This window comes from Salmonella sp. FC25216 (assembly GCF_057751355.1).
Genome location: NZ_JBDGON010000006.1, coordinates 269,910 through 286,185 on the forward strand (window position 1 = coordinate 269,910; position 16,276 = coordinate 286,185).

Here is a 16,276-nt window from a genome sequence, read left to right on the forward strand (position 1 = left end):
CGCGTCGCTTACCGGGTAGGATAAGGCGCTTTGGGAACTAGCGAATCACATCCGCCAGCGCCTCTTCTAAATCATACCAGCGAAATGCGAATCCGGCGGCTTCAAGCCGTTTTGGCAGCGCCCGCTGTCCGCCCAGTACCAGCACTGACGACTCTCCCATCAATAAGCGAATTGCCGTCGCCGGAATGCGAATAATCGCCGGGCGGCGCAGCGCGCGACCCAGCGCATGAGCAAACTGCTCATTATGGACGGGATACGGCGAGACCATATTGAAGGGACCGCGAAGATCGTTATCCAGCAGCCACAGGATGCCGTTGACCATATCGTCAATGTGAATCCAGGCCAGGTATTGCCGACCATTACCCACCGGACCGCCGAGACCGAGGCGGAACGGCGGAACCATTTTCCCCAGAATCCCGCCTTGCGGCGCCAGGACGACGCCGGTACGCAGCAGACAGACGCGGGTCTGGTCGTTCTGCGCGCGACAGGCAATCTGTTCCCAGAGGGCGCAAAGTTTATGCGTAAATTCATTGTGCGGCGGTTCGTCTTCAGTGACGACAACGTCGCCCAGATCGCCGTAATAGCCCGTGGCGGAGCCGGATATCAACACCGCGGGCGGCGTTGCGCTGGCATGAATTAAATCCACCAACTTTTGCGTGATAGCCCAGCGGCTTTGGCACAACCGTTCTTTTTGTTGCGACGTCCAGCGCTTGTCGGCAATCGGTTCGCCCGCCAGATTGATGATGGCATCAATCTCATTGAGGTGCTCACGTTCCGCCAGCCCTTTCCATAATGTCACTCTGGAATCAAGAATCTGACGCGCGTTATCGGGATTGCGCGTAACGACCGTCACCTGATGCCCCAGTGTTAATAGCCGAGGAATAAGGTGACGCCCAATCAGGCCCGTACCGCCGGTAATCAGAATCTGCATATGACCTCCAGAGTAGGGAGGATTACCTCTTCCCTAATGTCAGGTTTTTAATACGAATAATGGCGTCAGGCTGTGCCATTGCAGGCTTGTTCCGTGTATCAACCTCCACATCATACATGAGAATAGTGCCGCGTTACTCTTTCGTACTGTTACAGTGCAGTTGCGCTTGTAACATAGCGCGCGCTGTCGCAGGACGCGTGCGAATGCGTTCAAACCAGTTATACACCGCCGGGTATGTATCAAGATCGATTCGCTGACGCTGATGCGCGTTAACCCACGGCCAACTGGCGATATCCGCAATACTGTAGTGGTCACCGCCCAACCATGGGGAGGCTTCCAGGCGTTTATTCAGAACGTTGTATAAGCGTTGCGTTTCAACCTGATAGCGTTCAATCGCATAGGGGATTGCCTGCGGCGCAAAGTGGTTAAAGTGATGGTTTTGGCCCAGCATTGGCCCCAACCCGCCGACCTGCCAGAACAACCATTGCAGCGTGGTATGGCGTTCACGCAGCTCCCCGCTAAGCAGTTTGCCGCTTTTTTCCGCCAGGTAGAGAAGAATTTCACCGGATTCAAAAAGACTAAGCGGTTGACCGCCGTCTGTCGGGGCGTGATCGACGATGGCAGGAATTTTATTATTGGGAGAGATAGCCAAAAAATCGGGGCGAAACTGATTGCCCTTGCTGATATCCACTTTTAGCAAACGATACGCCAGCTCCGCCTCTTCCAGAAACAGCGTTATTTTATGCCCGTTGGGCGTGGGGGCGTAGTAAAGGTCAATCATTTTGGCTCCTGCATGTGCGTAAATAGTCTGGGCTGAATTAAGTATAGAAAGCCTCCTGACGTGTGTGAGTTTTCATCAGGTGACAGCAGGCGAAAGACGCTATATTTTGGGGAGAAATCTAATACGCCCTCAAGAGGACATTATGAGTAAGCCTGTTATTGTGCTGTGGTCGGATGCGAACTTTTTCTCTCCCTACGTATTGTCCGCCTGGGTGGAGTTACAAGAAAAAGGGCTTTCCTTTACGCTGAAAACCCGCGATCTGGGCAAGGGAGAACATCTGCAACCTGGCTGGCGGGGATATGCGCTGACGCAGCGCGTACCAGTGCTTGAGACAGACGATTTTGAGCTCAGCGAGTCGTCCGCTATTGCGGAATACCTGGAGGAGCGTTTCGCGCCGCCGCAGTGGGAGCGTATCTACCCGCACGATTTACAAAAACGCGCCCGCGCGCGACAGATTCAGGCGTGGCTACGCAGCGATTTACTGCCGCTTCGCGAAGAACGGCCTACCGACGTGGTGTTTGCCGGGGCGAAAAAAGCGCCGCTAAGCGAGGCTGGAAAAGCCAGCGCGGCAAAACTGTTTGCGACGGCTGAAGCGCTATTGGGGCAGGGAACGCAAAATTTATTTGGCGAATGGTGCATTGCCGATACCGATCTGGCATTGATGATCAATCGTCTGGCGCTGCATGGCGATGACGTGCCGGCGTCGCTGGCGGCGTATGCGACGTTCCAGTGGCAACGTGCTTCCGTACAGCGTTTTATTGCGCTTTCCTCGAAGCGTTCAGGCTGAAAATCTGTTCATATTCCAGTATCATAACGCCGTTTTTCACAACGAGGAGTGAGCGATGAAACTGATGTTCGCATCGGACATTCATGGTTCTTTACCCGCCACGGAACGCGTGCTTGAGCGGTTCGCGCAAAGCGGCGCGCGTTGGCTGGTGATATTGGGCGACGTCCTTAACCACGGCCCGCGAAATGCGCTGCCTGAAGGCTATGCGCCCGCCGAGGTTGCCGAACGCCTGAATGCGGTGGCGACGCAGATTATTGCCGTGCGTGGCAACTGCGATAGCGAAGTGGATCAGATGCTACTGCATTTCCCGATAACTGCGCCGTGGCAGCAAATATTGACGCAAGAGAGGCGGCTATTTTTAACGCATGGGCATCTCTTCGGGCCGACGAATCTGCCCGCTCTGCATGCTGGCGATGTGTTGGTTTATGGTCATACGCATCTGCCGGTGGCGCAACAGCAGGAAGGGCTGTATCACTTTAATCCTGGGTCGGTGAGCATCCCGAAAGGCGGGTATGCGGCAAGCTACGGCATTCTGGATGATAATGTGTTGAGCGTAATCGCACTCAATGATCAAAGTATCATTGCGCAGGTCGCAATTAACTCGTAATTTACCTCACAAACGTAAATGCGCCGTAAGAGCGCCAGAAATAAGAAGGTTTCCTGATGGTGGAACAGCGTCGTTTGGCAAGTACGGAATGGGTGGATATTGTGAATGAAGATAATGAAGTCATTGCACAGTCCAGCCGGGAACAGATGCGTGCGCAACGCTTACGGCATCGTGCGACGTATATCGTCGTTCACGATGGTATGGGTAAAATTCTGGTGCAGCGTCGTACCGAAACAAAAGATTTTTTGCCCGGTATGTTAGATGCTACCGCAGGCGGCGTGGTCCAGGCTGATGAGCAGCTACTGGAATCTGCCCGCCGCGAAGCGGAAGAAGAGTTGGGTATTGCAGGCGTGCCGTTTGCCGAACACGGTCTGTTTTACTTTGAAGACCAACATTGTCGGGTCTGGGGCGCGCTGTTTAGCTGCGTTTCCCACGGGCCTTTTGCGCTTCAGGAAGATGAAGTCAGCGAAGTTTGTTGGCTGACCCCGGAGGAGATCACCGCGCGCTGTGATGAATTTACGCCGGACTCGCTGAAAGCGCTGGCGCTGTGGATGACCCGCAACGCCAAAAACGAAGCCGCGCTTCAGGAGAAACCGGAAGAGACGGAATAAGCATCTTAGCAGCTTTCCCGCATACATAAACTGGAGGCGATGGATTTTCGATCGCTCCAGTTTCCCTGATTTAACCTTTCCAGTAGCGCCCGCCCGGCTTCGCTGCCAATCTTACGATGCGGTACGGCCATTGTTGTTAACGGCGGCTGGCAGACCCGGCTGACATCGCTATCGCCAAACCCGACAACCGCTAAATCGTCCGGAACTTTGATACGCCGTCGTTGGCACTCGTATAACGCGCCGCAGGCCAGCTCATCCGATACGCATACCAGCGCGTCCAGCTCCGGCCACGCCAGTAAAAACTCCGGCAGTTGCGATGCGCCGGTAGAAAAATTGGGCGGCAAGGCGGCATTAATTACCCGGTTGGGCGACATATGGTGGCGCAGCATCGCTTTGTACCAGCCATGCAGATGTTGCTGAAAAATCCACTGCTCCTGATTGGCGCACAGCAGTCCGATATTCTGATAACCGCGCTGAATCAGCATTTCCGTCAGCTCATACATTGCCGCAACGTTATCAATGCCGATATTCATATCAATAGGATCGCTGCGAATCGCGCCCATCTCCATCACCGGGATAGAGGCATTTTTCAGCCACTGGCGCACGGTATCGCTATGTTCGACGCTAAGCAGAATCGCCGCGGCAATGTTGGAAGCCAGCAGCGTTTCGAGCAGCTTCTCCTCTTGCTCTACGCGATGCTGCGATTCCGCCAGCATAATCTGGTAGCCTGCGGGCTGTAAAATCTGTTGCAGCCCGGCAAACATTTCAGAACACCCCGCTTCCGCAAGGTTCGGTACGACCATCGCGATGGTGTGCGAGGAGGCAGACGCCAGTGCGCTGGCGGCGAGATTAGGCATATAGCCCAGCTCATGCACTGCCGCTTCGATTTTTTCCCGGAGTTTATCAGAGACCTGTTCCGGCGTACGTAAGGCTCGTGATACGGTCATCGTGCCTACACCGGCAAGTTGGGCTACATCGGCGATAGTCACTTTACCAGTACTACGCCGTTTACGGGGTATCGACATACAAATTCCTGCGTCATTACAACATGTTGAGATGCTTTTTTATTGTCGTTCTTTGCTTCGCATGACTGGCAGTATACGCCTTAAATCCTTTTTTTTGCTGTGATTTCACACGATGATTTTAATTTGATAGCGCTATCACAATTCTGAGTAATAGTCTCTGGTAGCGCTATCTTTGTGATAACGATCGCAGCTAATATCGAATGGCTTGAATAAAGTTTGTTCATAATTTGATACACCGTGGGGGCGAATAACATGCTGGGAACCTGGTTATCTGACGCAACCATCACGCTTCAGGAGAGCGTGGAAACGTGGCCGCAGGCGCTGGAAATTTGCGGCAAACCCCTGCTGGACGCAGGCGTTATCGCACCGGAATACATTACGGCGATTGTTCAGCAGCACCAAAAGCTTGGGCCGTATTATGTATTAGCGCCGGGGTTAGCGATGCCGCATGCGAGGCCGGAAGAGGGGGCGAAAGGGTTAGGTTTATCGTTACTGAAACTACAGCGCGGCGTTTCATTTGGCGCAGACGAGTTCGATCCGGTTGACATCATTATTATGCTGGCGGCGCCTGATAAGCACAGTCATATCGAAATGATATCGGCGCTGGCGGAATTATTTTCCAGTGATGTAGATATGGAAAAATTACATCAGGCAAAAAACCTGGAGGACATTAAAACGATTATTGACCGTTTCTGATTTTATTACATTTCTTTTGCTGTAAATAACATTGCGCCCGTGCGTGATGCAGACCGACTCTACTTTTAAAAGGTGACAATAATGAAAATCATGGCAATTTGCGGTTCCGGCCTGGGTAGTAGTTTTATGGTAGAAATGAACATTAAAAAAGTATTAAAGAAACTCAATATTGACGCCGAGGTGGAACACTCCGATCTCTCATCGGCCACGCCCGGGGCCGCCGATCTTTTTGTAATGGCCAAAGATATCGCGGCCAGCGCCAGCGTACCGGAAAGCCAACTGGTGGTGATCAATAACATCATCGACATCAACGAACTGGAAACGCAACTGCGCGCATGGTTCGCTAAACAATAATTTTTGCTGGCGAGGTGGATATGTTTATCCTTGAAACGCTGAATTTTGTTGTTGATATTTTAAAAGTGCCATCGGTGCTTGTAGGGTTAATTGCTCTTATTGGTCTGGTGGCGCAAAAAAAAGCGTTTTCCGATGTGGTAAAAGGCACGATTAAAACTATTTTAGGTTTTATTGTGCTTGGCGGCGGCGCAACCGTACTGGTGGGTTCATTAAACCCGCTGGGTGGTATGTTTGAACACGCTTTTAATATTCAGGGCATAATTCCTAATAATGAAGCGATAGTCTCAATCGCGCTGGAGAAATATGGCGCGTCCACGGCGTTAATTATGGCATTTGGTATGGTGGCCAATATTGTCGTGGCGCGCTTTACGCGTCTTAAATATATCTTTTTGACCGGGCATCACACCTTTTACATGGCCTGTATGATTGGCGTAATCCTGACCGTGGCGGGTTTCGAGGGCGTAGGGCTGGTATTCACCGGATCGCTGATCCTGGGACTGGTGATGGCCTTCTTCCCGGCGTTGGCCCAGCGCTATATGAGGCGGATTACCGGCACCGATGACATTGCGTTTGGTCACTTTGGTACCCTGGGATATGTGCTTTCCGGCTGGATTGGCAGCCTGTGTGGTAAAGGCTCCCGCTCTACGGAAGAGATGAACCTGCCGAAAAACCTCAGTTTTTTGCGCGACAGTTCTATCTCAATTTCGCTGACCATGATGATTATCTATCTGATCATGGCAGTCAGCGCAGGGCGTGACTATGTCGAAGCGACGTTTAGCGGTGGGCAAAACTATCTGGTGTACGCCATCATCATGGCGATCACCTTCGCCGCCGGCGTGTTCATCATTCTACAAGGCGTTCGTCTGATTCTGGCGGAAATTGTTCCGGCCTTTACCGGTTTTTCAGAAAAACTGGTGCCAAACGCACGACCGGCGTTGGACTGTCCGGTGGTGTATCCCTATGCCCCTAACGCGGTGCTGATTGGCTTCCTGTTCAGCTTCCTCGGTGGACTGGTGGGACTTTTCCTGCTCGGACAGATGAAGCTTGTGCTGATCCTGCCTGGCGTAGTGCCGCACTTCTTTACCGGCGCGACCGCAGGCGTCTTTGGCAATGCCACCGGCGGTCGTCGTGGCGCGATGATCGGCGCATTTGCTAATGGGTTATTAATCACTTTCCTGCCAGTGCTGTTACTGCCGGTTCTCGGCGCGATCGGCTTCGCCAATACCACGTTCTCGGATGCTGACTTTGGCGCAATCGGTATTTTGCTGGGCAACCTGGCGCGTTATCTGTCGCCGATGGCTATCACGGGGCTGGTGGTGGCGCTATTTGCGCTACTGGTGGCGTACAACGTGTTGGCCAAAAACAAAAAAGCGAATGCCGAAGTGCAGGAAAATAGCGGAGCGAAAGAATGAACGTAACCGAAATCACCCAACTGGCGCGCGAGATTCGCGTCGCCACGCTCAAATCCTTAACCCATCTTGGCTTTGGTCACTATGGCGGCAGCATGTCGGTAGTAGAAACTCTGGCGGTTCTGTACGGCGCGGTGATGAAAATCGACCCTGCCGACCCGGACTGGCCGGAGCGTGATTACTTCGTGCTGTCGAAAGGCCATGCGGGCCCCGCCTTGTACAGTACCCTGGCGATTAAAGGCTATTTCCCGCGCGAAGAGCTGAATACGCTTAACCAGAACGGCACCCGTCTGCCCAGCCATCCGGATCGGCTAAAAACGCGCGGCGTGGACGCCACGACCGGCTCACTGGGACAGGGTATCTCTATTGCGGGCGGTATGGCGCTGTCGCATAAACTGGCGCGGCGACCCAACCGGGTATTTTGCATTGTCGGCGATGGGGAGTTGAATGAAGGGCAGTGCTGGGAGGCGTTTCAGTTTATTGCCCACCACCGCCTGAATAATCTGACCGTTTTCATTGACTGGAACAAACAGCAGCTTGATGGCGAGCTGGAGGAGATTATCAATCCGTTCGATCTGGAAGGGAAATTCCGCGCGTTTGGTTTCGATGTCGTCACCGTCAAAGGCGATGATATCGCCGGGCTACTGGCGGTCGTTCAGCCAGTGCCGCCCGCCGATGCCCAACCACGGGTAGTGATCCTTGACAGCATTAAAGGGCAGGGGGTGCCATGCCTGGAGCAGTTAACGAATTCTCACCATTTACGCCTGACGGATGACATGAAGCAGACGCTCAATGAGGCCATTCATCAACTGGAGGTCACGCATGATTAAGCTTGCGCCCGCAGGGCTTAAAGACGATATCGAAATGCGCAAAGTTTACGCCGGTTTTGTCGCCAGGCAGATTGAGGCCGGAAGCCCAATTATTGCGCTTGAGGCTGATTTAATGAGCTCGATGGCGATGGACAGCGTGGCGCGTGACTACCCGCAGCATGTCATTAACTGCGGTATTATGGAGGCGAATGTGATTGGCACGGCGGCGGGACTGGCGCTGACCGGTCGCAAACCGTTTGTGCATACCTTTACCGCTTTTGCCAGCCGTCGCTGTTTTGACCAGCTCTTTATGGCGCTGGATTATCAGCGTAACAACGTCAAAGTGATCGCCTCCGATGCCGGAGTGACGGCGTGCCATAACGGTGGCACCCATATGTCTTTTGAAGATATGGGGATTGTTCGCGGGCTGGCGCACTCCGTAGTACTGGAGGTGACGGATGCGGTGATGTTCGCGGATATTTTACGCCAGCTAATGGACCTGGACGGTTTTTACTGGCTGCGTACCATCCGTAAGCAGGCGCCGAGTATCTATGCGCCAGGCTCTACCTTTACCATTGGCAAGGGCAACGTACTGCGCGAAGGCGATGATATTACGCTTATCGCTAACGGCATTATGGTGGCTGAGGCGCTGGAGGCGGCGCGCCAACTGGAGCAGGAAGGCGTGAGCGCTGCGGTCATTGATATGTTCACCTTAAAGCCTATCGATCGCATGTTGGTGAAAAACTACGCGGAAAAAACGCGGCGTATCGTCACTTGTGAAAACCACAGCATCCATAATGGACTAGGGTCAGCGGTGGCGGAAGTACTGGTGGAAAATTGCCCGGTGCCGATGCGCCGTGTTGGCGTCAAAGAGCGTTATGGGCAGGTAGGAACGCAGGATTTCTTACAAAAAGAGTACGGACTCACCGCCGCCGCGATTGTAGAAGCAGCGAAATCAATGCTTTAATCATGGAGATATTGCCGGATGACGCTGATGCTCATCCGGCATTTTGGATCAATGATATCCCATCATCTGCGCGCCAATGACGACTACACTGGACATAATAAACAGCAGTCCCAGCAGCGACGCCCCCACTTTAAGCCAGTTGCGAAAATCGACCCGGCACACGCCCAGCGTGGCCATCAGCGAGGCCGATGTCGGATAGATAATATGGCTGAAGCCATCACCAAACTGGAAGGCCAGGACAGTCACCTGACGGTTAACGCCGACCAGATCGCCGAGCGGCGCCAGCAATGGCATGGTTAACGCCGCCTGACCCGAACCGGACGTTACAAAGAAATTAAATACCGCCTGGAAGAGCAGCATAAACCAGGCGGCGATAGCATTATTAAGCCCGCTGATGCCATGCGCGATACTATTAAGCAGCGTATTAAGCACGCTGGGTTCCCCGGCTTCGCCATTGCCGACCAGCAGCAGAATGCCTTTGGCAAAACCCACCAGTAACGCGGGCGCGATCATCATTCTCGCCCCTTCGGTGAATGAGGACGCCATTACGTTGACCGTCATGCCGTTGAGGCGGAAGATAACGCCGATGAGGCCGATCACCACGCCCATGGTGAAAAACTGGCTGGCGATTTCCGGAATAAACCAGGCGTGGACAATCACGCCCCAGACGACCCAAATCATTACGCCGGTCAGGACCAGCAGTACCAGCCAGTCACCGAAGGTGAAAGGGCGCTGGACGACTTCATCCTGCTGTTCGCGGAAATAGCGATCGGATTCGTGGACGCGGGAAAGCTGCGGATTCTTTTTCACGCGTGAGGCGTAGACCAGGGTAAAAACCAGCCCAATCAGCGTGGCGACAACCCAGACCACAATACGCAGCCCGGAGCCGGAAAGTACCGGTACGCCGGCAATCCCCTGGGCGACGACCACGCAGAAGGGATTCATCCACGAACTGGCAAAGCCAATTTGGGTGGCGATATAGGTCACCAGGACAGTGGTAATGCTGTCATAGCCCAGCCTGACCATCAGCGGGGCAATGATAATCGCAAAGGCGACCGCTTCTTCGCCCATGCCAAATACGGCGCCCCCTAATGAAAAGAGGACAAATAGCACCGGAATAAACAGGACTTCGTTGCCCCGCGTGTGGCGAATCAGCGCCAGAATGCCGTTATCCACGGTGCCGGTACGCATCACGATGCCGAATGCGCCGCCAATCACCAACATAAACATAATGATGCCGACGGCAGTGCCAAATTTCGATCCGGATGTTAACCCTTCAAACGGAAAATTCATCAGCCCCGGTCTCTCATCGCCAGTGGTGAAAAATTGTACGCGATGATACTGCGCTTCCCCGGCCTCATTGGTCACAATGCGAAAAGAGTGCGGATCGACGACTTTGCGGGTTTTTGTCTGACCATCGACCTGATACTGCACTTCCTGGCTATCAAACATCCCAACGGGCACGACCCAAGTGGCGATACTGGTTAAAATGGCGACAAAAAAGATGATGACCAGCGTATCGGGCATCGCCCATTTTCTGGCTGGTTTTGATTCTGTAACGACAGACATGACGGACTATCCCTGTTGCAAAGCAAAGAGGCTAAGTATGAGAAGAAGGGAATAGTTATTCATTGATGCAGCGCAGTTAAGCAAAAAATTCCGGGTTTGCATGGTAAATAGCAGAATGCCGAATGGCGATGCTAACGCGTCTTATCCGGCCTACAACGGTATCTCATCTGTAGGCCGGACAAGGCGTTCACGCCACCATCCGGCATTGGCTTTTACTGTTACTGCTGCTGTTGAGAAGCCTGGATCGCCGTCAGGGCGATGGTGTAGACGATATCGTCAACCAGCGCGCCACGGGACAGGTCGTTCACCGGCTTGCGCATACCCTGCAACATCGGCCCGATGGAGATCAGGTCGGCAGAACGCTGTACCGCTTTGTAGGTGGTATTACCGGTGTTCAGATCCGGGAAGATGAACACGGTAGCGCGACCAGCAACCGGCGAGTTCGGCGCTTTGGATTTCGCTACGTCAGCCATAACCGCGGCGTCGTACTGCAACGGACCGTCGATCATCAGGTCAGGACGTTTTTCCTGCGCCAGACGCGTCGCTTCGCGTACTTTCTCTACGTCGCTGCCCGCGCCAGAGGTGCCGGTGGAGTAGGAGAGCATCGCGACACGCGGTTCGATACCGAAGGCAATAGCGGAATCCGCAGACTGAATCGCGATTTCTGCCAGTTGTTCAGCAGTCGGGTCTGGGTTGATTGCGCAGTCGCCGTAAACGTAAACCTGTTCCGGCAGCAACATGAAGAACACAGAAGAGACCAGAGAACTGCCCGGCGCCGTTTTAATAAGCTGCAGCGGCGGACGGATGGTGTTGGCGGTGGTATGAACCGCGCCGGAAACCAGACCGTCGACTTCGTCCTGCTCCAGCATCAGCGTGCCGAGCACCACGTTGTCTTCCAGCTGCTCACGGGCAACCGGTTCGGTCATGCCTTTGCTCTTACGCAGCTCAACCAGGCGGGCGACATAGCTTTCACGCACCACTTCCGGATCGACGATTTCAATGCCTGCGCCCAGCTCAACGCCCTGGGATGCCGCGACGCGGTTGATTTCATCCGGGTTGCCAAGCAGTACGCAAGTGGCGATGCCGCGTTCAGCGCAGATTGCCGCCGCTTTGACGGTACGCGGTTCGTCGCCTTCCGGCAGCACTACGCGTTTACCGGCTTTACGCGCCAGCTCAGTCAGTTGGTAGCGGAACGCTGGCGGAGAGAGACGACGGCTACGTTCGGAAGTGGCGGTCAGCGACTCGATCCAGTCAGCGTTAACGTAGTTCGCGACATATTCCTGAACTTTCTCGATGCGTTCGTGGTCATCAACCGGGACTTCCAGATTGAAGCTTTGCAGGCTCAGCGAGGTCTGCCAGGTGTTGGTGTTCACCATAAAGACCGGCAGGCCAGTGGCGAATGCGCGTTCGCACAGTTTAGAAATGCGCGCGTCCATTTCATAGCCGCCGGTCAGCAGCAGGGCGCCGATTTCTACGCCGTTCATCGCGGCCAGGCAAGCAGCGACCAGGACGTCCGGACGGTCAGCGGAGGTCACTAACAACGACCCTGCGCGGAAATGTTCCAGCATATGCGGAATACTACGCGCGCAGAACGTGACGGATTTAACGCGGCGGGTTTTGATATCGCCTTCGTTAATGATGGTTGCGTTCAGGTGACGCGCCATATCGATAGCGCGGGTCGCAATCAGGTCGAAGCTCCACGGCACCGCGCCCAGAACCGGCAGCGGGCTGGATTCCTGCAGTTTAGCAGGATCGATTTTGATCACCTGGGCTTTGGAAGAGTCGTCAAAGATCTCCGACAGATCCGGGCGAGTACGGCCTTGTTCATCAACCGGCGCATTCAGTTTGTTGACGATAACGCCGGTGATGTTGGTGTTTTTCGCGCCGCCGAAGCTGCTGCGCGTCAGTTCGATACGTTCGTTCAGCTGTTCTGGCGTGTCGGTACCCTGAGACATGACAAAAACGATTTCCGCATTCAGCGTTTTCGCGATTTCATAGTTCAGAGACTGAGCGAACTGATGTTTACGGGTCGGAACCAGACCTTCAACCAGCACCACTTCCGCGTCTTTGGTATTCGCGTGGTAGTTTGCGATGATCTCTTCCATCAGCACGTCTTTCTGGTTGCTGGAGAGCAGAGATTCAACGTGGCTCATCTTCAGCGGTTCAGCCGCGGGCAGGGTAGAGTTCGCGCGAACGATAGTGGTGGTCTGGTCAGGCGCATCGCCGCCAGCGCGAGGCTGGGCGATAGGCTTAAAGACGCTCAGACGAACGCCTTTGCGTTCCATAGCACGGATGACGCCGAGGCTGACGCTGGTCAGGCCGACGCTGGTTCCGGTAGGGATCAGCATAATAATACGGGACACGGTTTATCCTCTTTCGTTACCGCCAGGCTCAGGCGGGATACAAAACAGCACCGCCAGCTAGGCTGGCGGTGTAAAATCAGGCAGTCAGACGGCTCGCGTCTTGCGCGATGACCAGTTCTTCGTTGGTTGGGATCACCACCGCAGGGCGAGTGCCTTCTTTGTTGATGAAACCAGATTTGCCGAAGCGGGCTGCCAGGTTACGTTCGTGGTCGACTTCAAAGCCCAGCACGCCGAGTTTACCCAGAGACAGTTCACGAACCATCGCGGCGTTTTCACCGATACCGCCGGTGAACACGACTGCATCCAGACGACCGTCCATCAGAGCGGTGTAAGAACCGATGTATTTCGCCAGGCGGTGGCAGTAAACGTCCATCGCACGTTTTGCGTCTTCTTTGGTGGCGTAGTTGTCTTCAACATAACGGCAGTCGCTGGTCACTTCAGTCAGACCCAGCAGACCGGACTCTTTGGTCAGCATTTTGTTGATCTGATCCACGCTCATGCCCAGAGTGTCGTGCAGGTGGAAGATAATCGCAGGGTCGATATCGCCGGAACGGGTACCCATGACCAGGCCTTCCAGCGGGGTCAGACCCATAGAGGTATCCACGCATTTACCGTTACGGATAGCGGAAACAGAACCGCCGTTGCCCAGGTGGCAGGTGATAATGTTCAGTTCTTCTACCGGCTTGTTCAGAATTTTTGCCGCTTCCTGAGTCACATAGAAGTGGCTGGTGCCGTGTGCGCCATAGCGACGAACGCCGTGTTCTTTATACAGGCTGTACGGCAGGGCATACAGGTAAGACTCTTCTGGCATGGTCTGATGGAAGGCAGTGTCGAATACTGCAACGTTTTTATCTTTCAGCTGCGGGAAAGATTTCAGCGCTTCGGCGATACCAATCAGGTGAGCCGGGTTATGCAGCGGTGCGAAAGAGGCGGAATCTTTGATGCCCTGAATGACGGACTCATCAATGACGACGGAGCGGGTATACTTCTCGCCGCCGTGTACGATACGGTGACCAATTGCAGTTAACTGCGCAGACAGTTCTGGTTTTTGTGCCAGAATAGTGTTAACGATAAAGTTTAGCGCTTCACTGTGAGCGGCGCCTGCACCTAAAGCCGCTTCTTGTTTACTGCCGTCCATTTTCCATTTGATGCGTGCTTCTGGCAGATGGAAACATTCGGCTAAACCAGAAAGGTATTCATCACCGTTAACTGCATCAATAATTGCAAATTTCAGTGAAGAACTACCGCAGTTCAGAACCAGTACTAACTTACTCGACATGGAAGTACCTATTTATGATACGTGGCTAAAAAAACGTCAGTGAGCCATAGAGCGTAGCGCATGATAGCCCTGACATTTATGATTAACATCATGCGCAGGAGTTTTTTTGGGCATGATGGAAGAAATACCTTTGAGTCTATGCCATTTTGCGTATTTTTCAGCCAATGGCATACTATGTATAATATTGACGACTCAATGCTTTTAAACTACCGGCCTTTGACAGGCCGACACAGGATACCTGATAGTGGGTATCGAAGACAAAATGTTTTGAACGTTGTCCCTCGCAGTTGCTGTTTTGCACAAATTTTTTAAATTTTATATGTGAAGTTGAGGTAGGCCATGTCGACACCGGATAATCGCTCCGTAAATTTTTTTAGCTTATTCCGCCGGGGGCAGCACTACGCGAAGACGTGGCCGATGGAAAAGCGGCTGGCACCCGTTTTCGTCGAAAACCGCGTAATTCGTATGACTCGCTATGCCATACGATTTATGCCGCCTGTCGCGGTCTTTACGTTATGCTGGCAGATAGCGCTGGGCGGTCAGTTAGGTCCGGCCGTGGCGACCGCCCTGTTCGCCCTGAGCTTGCCCATGCAGGGATTATGGTGGTTAGGGAAACGTTCCGTGACGCCATTGCCGCCTTCAATCCTCAACTGGTTTTACGAAGTTCGCGGCAAATTGCAGGAAGCCGGACAAGCGCTGGCGCCGGTAGAAGGAAAGCCGGATTACCAGGCATTAGCTGACACGCTTAAGCGCGCCTTCAAACAACTGGATAAAACTTTCCTGGATGATTTGTAATTGACCCCGGATTACGCATATAAAAGAAGGCATACCAATGCCTTCTTTTTTTCATCGCCATAGCGTGATACAGGAGTTCAAAATGGAAATGACCAACGCGCAACGTCTGATTTTGTCTAACCAGTACAAAATGATGACGATGCTCGATCCCACCAACGCCGAGCGTTACCGTCGCTTACAAACAATTATTGAACGTGGCTACGGCCTGCAGATGCGCGAGCTGGATCGCGAGTTTGGCGAGCTAACGGAAGAGACCTGTCGTACCATCATCGATATTATGGAGATGTACCATGCGCTGCACGTCTCCTGGACCAACCTCAAAGATACGCAAGCCATCGACGAACGTCGCGTCACCTTCCTGGGGTTTGACGCCGCGACGGAAGCGCGCTACCTCGGCTATGTCCGTTTTATGGTGAATATAGAAGGGCGCTACACTCACTTTGACGCCGGGACGCACGGCTTTAATGCCCAGACGCCGATGTGGGAAAAATACCAGCGGATGTTGAATGTCTGGCACGCCTGTCCGCGTCAGTACCACCTGAGCGCGAATGAAATCAATCAAATCATTAATGCCTGAGGAGGTTCGCGTGCAGTGTAAAGGCTTTCTGTTTGATCTGGATGGAACGTTGGTTGACTCATTACCTGCCGTTGAACGCGCGTGGTGTAACTGGGCCGATCGCTTTAACCTTGCTCATGATGAGGTGCTGGGCTTTATTCATGGCAAACAGGCGATGACCTCGTTGCGGCATTTTATGGCGGGTAAATCGGAGGCGGAAATTGCCGCTGAGTTTACGCGCCTGGAGCAAATAGAAGCCACTGAAACCGCAGGGATCACCGCGTTGCCGGGGGCAGCCGATTTACTTAATCACCTGAATAAAGCGGGCATTCCGTGGGCTATCGTTACCTCCGGTTCAATGCCGGTCGCGCGTGCGCGCCATCAGGTCGCGGGCCTTCCCGCGCCAGAGGTGTTTGTCACCGCCGAACGAGTCAAACGCGGCAAACCGGAGCCGGATGCGTATTTGCTCGGCGCACAACTGCTTGGCCTGGCCCCTCAGGAGTGCGCCGTAGTGGAAGATGCCCCGGCTGGCGTGCTGTCCGGGCTGGCTGCGGGCTGCCATGTCATTGCGGTCAATGCGCCGGTCGACACGCCGCGTCTGGCGGATGTTGATTTTGTGTTGGATAGCCTGACGCAATTGTCGGTCGCTAAACAACCAAACGGTGATGTGGTGGTGTTAAGAAAGACCTGATCATGATATCGCCCCGCCCTGGCGGGGCATATTTATGGCAGAATCG

At 53.8% G+C, this 16,276-nt stretch carries 17 protein-coding genes; 11 read left to right on the top strand and 6 right to left on the bottom strand.

Features of this window, described 5'->3' with window-relative positions; all coding sequences use genetic code 11:
* Positions 1-37: 37 nt before the first annotated feature.
* Positions 38-931 carry a TIGR01777 family oxidoreductase gene (locus AC3G3F_RS14335; protein WP_023248520.1) on the bottom strand — a complete coding sequence of 298 codons (894 nt, stop codon included), beginning with the start codon at positions 929-931 and terminating at the stop codon, positions 38-40.
* Positions 932-1,064: 133 nt separating this feature from the next.
* Positions 1,065-1,712 carry a GSH-dependent disulfide bond oxidoreductase gene (gene yfcG / locus AC3G3F_RS14340; RefSeq protein WP_023248519.1) on the bottom strand — a complete coding sequence of 216 codons (648 nt, stop codon included), beginning with the start codon at positions 1,710-1,712 and terminating at the stop codon, positions 1,065-1,067.
* A gap of 142 nt (positions 1,713-1,854) precedes the next feature.
* Here yfcG and yfcF point away from each other — a divergent pair, with 142 nt between their 5' ends.
* The 3 genes from yfcF to yfcD are packed head-to-tail and all read left to right on the top strand — an operon-like array spanning position 1,855 to position 3,717.
* The gene (gene yfcF, locus AC3G3F_RS14345) at positions 1,855-2,499 is read left to right on the top strand and encodes a glutathione transferase (protein ID WP_488395204.1); all 645 of its coding nucleotides are present in this window, start codon (positions 1,855-1,857) and stop codon (positions 2,497-2,499) included.
* A gap of 55 nt (positions 2,500-2,554) precedes the next feature.
* Positions 2,555-3,106, top strand: coding sequence for a phosphodiesterase (gene yfcE, locus AC3G3F_RS14350; RefSeq protein WP_023248517.1), 552 nt, complete (start codon positions 2,555-2,557; stop codon positions 3,104-3,106).
* Between the two features lie 56 nt (positions 3,107-3,162).
* Complete coding sequence (gene yfcD, locus AC3G3F_RS14355) at positions 3,163-3,717, top strand: NUDIX hydrolase YfcD (protein ID WP_000230215.1); 555 nt, start codon at positions 3,163-3,165, stop codon at positions 3,715-3,717.
* Between the two features lie 5 nt (positions 3,718-3,722).
* Here the strand turns inward: yfcD and AC3G3F_RS14360 are convergent, their stop codons facing one another.
* The gene (locus AC3G3F_RS14360; protein ID WP_000026946.1) at positions 3,723-4,742 is read right to left on the bottom strand and encodes a LacI family DNA-binding transcriptional regulator; all 1,020 of its coding nucleotides are present in this window, start codon (positions 4,740-4,742) and stop codon (positions 3,723-3,725) included.
* Between the two features lie 252 nt (positions 4,743-4,994).
* Between AC3G3F_RS14360 and AC3G3F_RS14365 the strand changes: the two genes are divergently transcribed.
* The 5 genes from AC3G3F_RS14365 (at position 4,995) to AC3G3F_RS14385 (ending at position 8,977) form a co-directional block, all read left to right on the top strand.
* Positions 4,995-5,438, top strand: a complete 444-nt coding sequence (locus AC3G3F_RS14365) for a PTS sugar transporter subunit IIA (protein ID WP_000901810.1) — start codon at positions 4,995-4,997, stop codon at positions 5,436-5,438.
* A gap of 81 nt (positions 5,439-5,519) precedes the next feature.
* On the top strand, positions 5,520-5,792 hold the full coding sequence (locus AC3G3F_RS14370) for a PTS sugar transporter subunit IIB (protein WP_000699818.1): 273 nt from the start codon (positions 5,520-5,522) through the stop codon (positions 5,790-5,792).
* Positions 5,793-5,812: 20 nt separating this feature from the next.
* Complete coding sequence (locus AC3G3F_RS14375; protein WP_001804488.1) at positions 5,813-7,204, top strand: PTS ascorbate transporter subunit IIC; 1,392 nt, start codon at positions 5,813-5,815, stop codon at positions 7,202-7,204.
* On the top strand, positions 7,201-8,031 hold the full coding sequence (locus AC3G3F_RS14380) for a transketolase (RefSeq protein WP_001103274.1): 831 nt from the start codon (positions 7,201-7,203) through the stop codon (positions 8,029-8,031). Before AC3G3F_RS14375 ends, AC3G3F_RS14380 begins: the two co-directional genes overlap by 4 nt.
* Positions 8,024-8,977 (top strand): transketolase family protein, encoded by a 954-nt coding sequence (locus tag AC3G3F_RS14385; RefSeq protein WP_053530040.1) that lies wholly within the window; start codon positions 8,024-8,026, stop codon positions 8,975-8,977. The genes AC3G3F_RS14380 and AC3G3F_RS14385 overlap by 8 nt, the downstream gene beginning before the upstream one ends.
* A gap of 48 nt (positions 8,978-9,025) precedes the next feature.
* On the opposite strand, the gene yfcC is transcribed toward AC3G3F_RS14385, so the two are convergent.
* The 3 genes from yfcC to ackA all read right to left on the bottom strand — a co-directional run bounded on the left by yfcC (position 9,026) and on the right by ackA (position 14,188).
* Positions 9,026-10,546: a putative basic amino acid antiporter YfcC gene (gene yfcC / locus AC3G3F_RS14390; RefSeq protein ID WP_023248514.1), complete on the bottom strand. Its 1,521-nt coding sequence runs from the start codon at positions 10,544-10,546 to the stop codon at positions 9,026-9,028.
* Positions 10,547-10,764: 218 nt separating this feature from the next.
* Positions 10,765-12,909: a phosphate acetyltransferase gene (gene pta, locus AC3G3F_RS14395; RefSeq protein ID WP_000086695.1), complete on the bottom strand. Its 2,145-nt coding sequence runs from the start codon at positions 12,907-12,909 to the stop codon at positions 10,765-10,767.
* 76 nt (positions 12,910-12,985) lie between these two features.
* Complete coding sequence (gene ackA / locus AC3G3F_RS14400) at positions 12,986-14,188, bottom strand: acetate kinase (RefSeq protein ID WP_023248513.1); 1,203 nt, start codon at positions 14,186-14,188, stop codon at positions 12,986-12,988.
* A gap of 339 nt (positions 14,189-14,527) precedes the next feature.
* Between ackA and yfbV the strand changes: the two genes are divergently transcribed.
* The 3 genes from yfbV to AC3G3F_RS14415 all read left to right on the top strand — a co-directional run bounded on the left by yfbV (position 14,528) and on the right by AC3G3F_RS14415 (position 16,230).
* A complete protein-coding gene (gene yfbV, locus AC3G3F_RS14405; RefSeq protein ID WP_000106617.1) occupies positions 14,528-14,983 on the top strand; it encodes a terminus macrodomain insulation protein YfbV in 456 nt (151 codons plus the stop codon).
* 82 nt (positions 14,984-15,065) lie between these two features.
* On the top strand, positions 15,066-15,560 hold the full coding sequence (locus AC3G3F_RS14410) for a YfbU family protein (RefSeq protein WP_000426135.1): 495 nt from the start codon (positions 15,066-15,068) through the stop codon (positions 15,558-15,560).
* A complete protein-coding gene (locus AC3G3F_RS14415) occupies positions 15,553-16,230 on the top strand; it encodes a sugar phosphatase (RefSeq protein ID WP_077918469.1) in 678 nt (225 codons plus the stop codon). Before AC3G3F_RS14410 ends, AC3G3F_RS14415 begins: the two co-directional genes overlap by 8 nt.
* Positions 16,231-16,276: the final 46 nt, after the last annotated feature.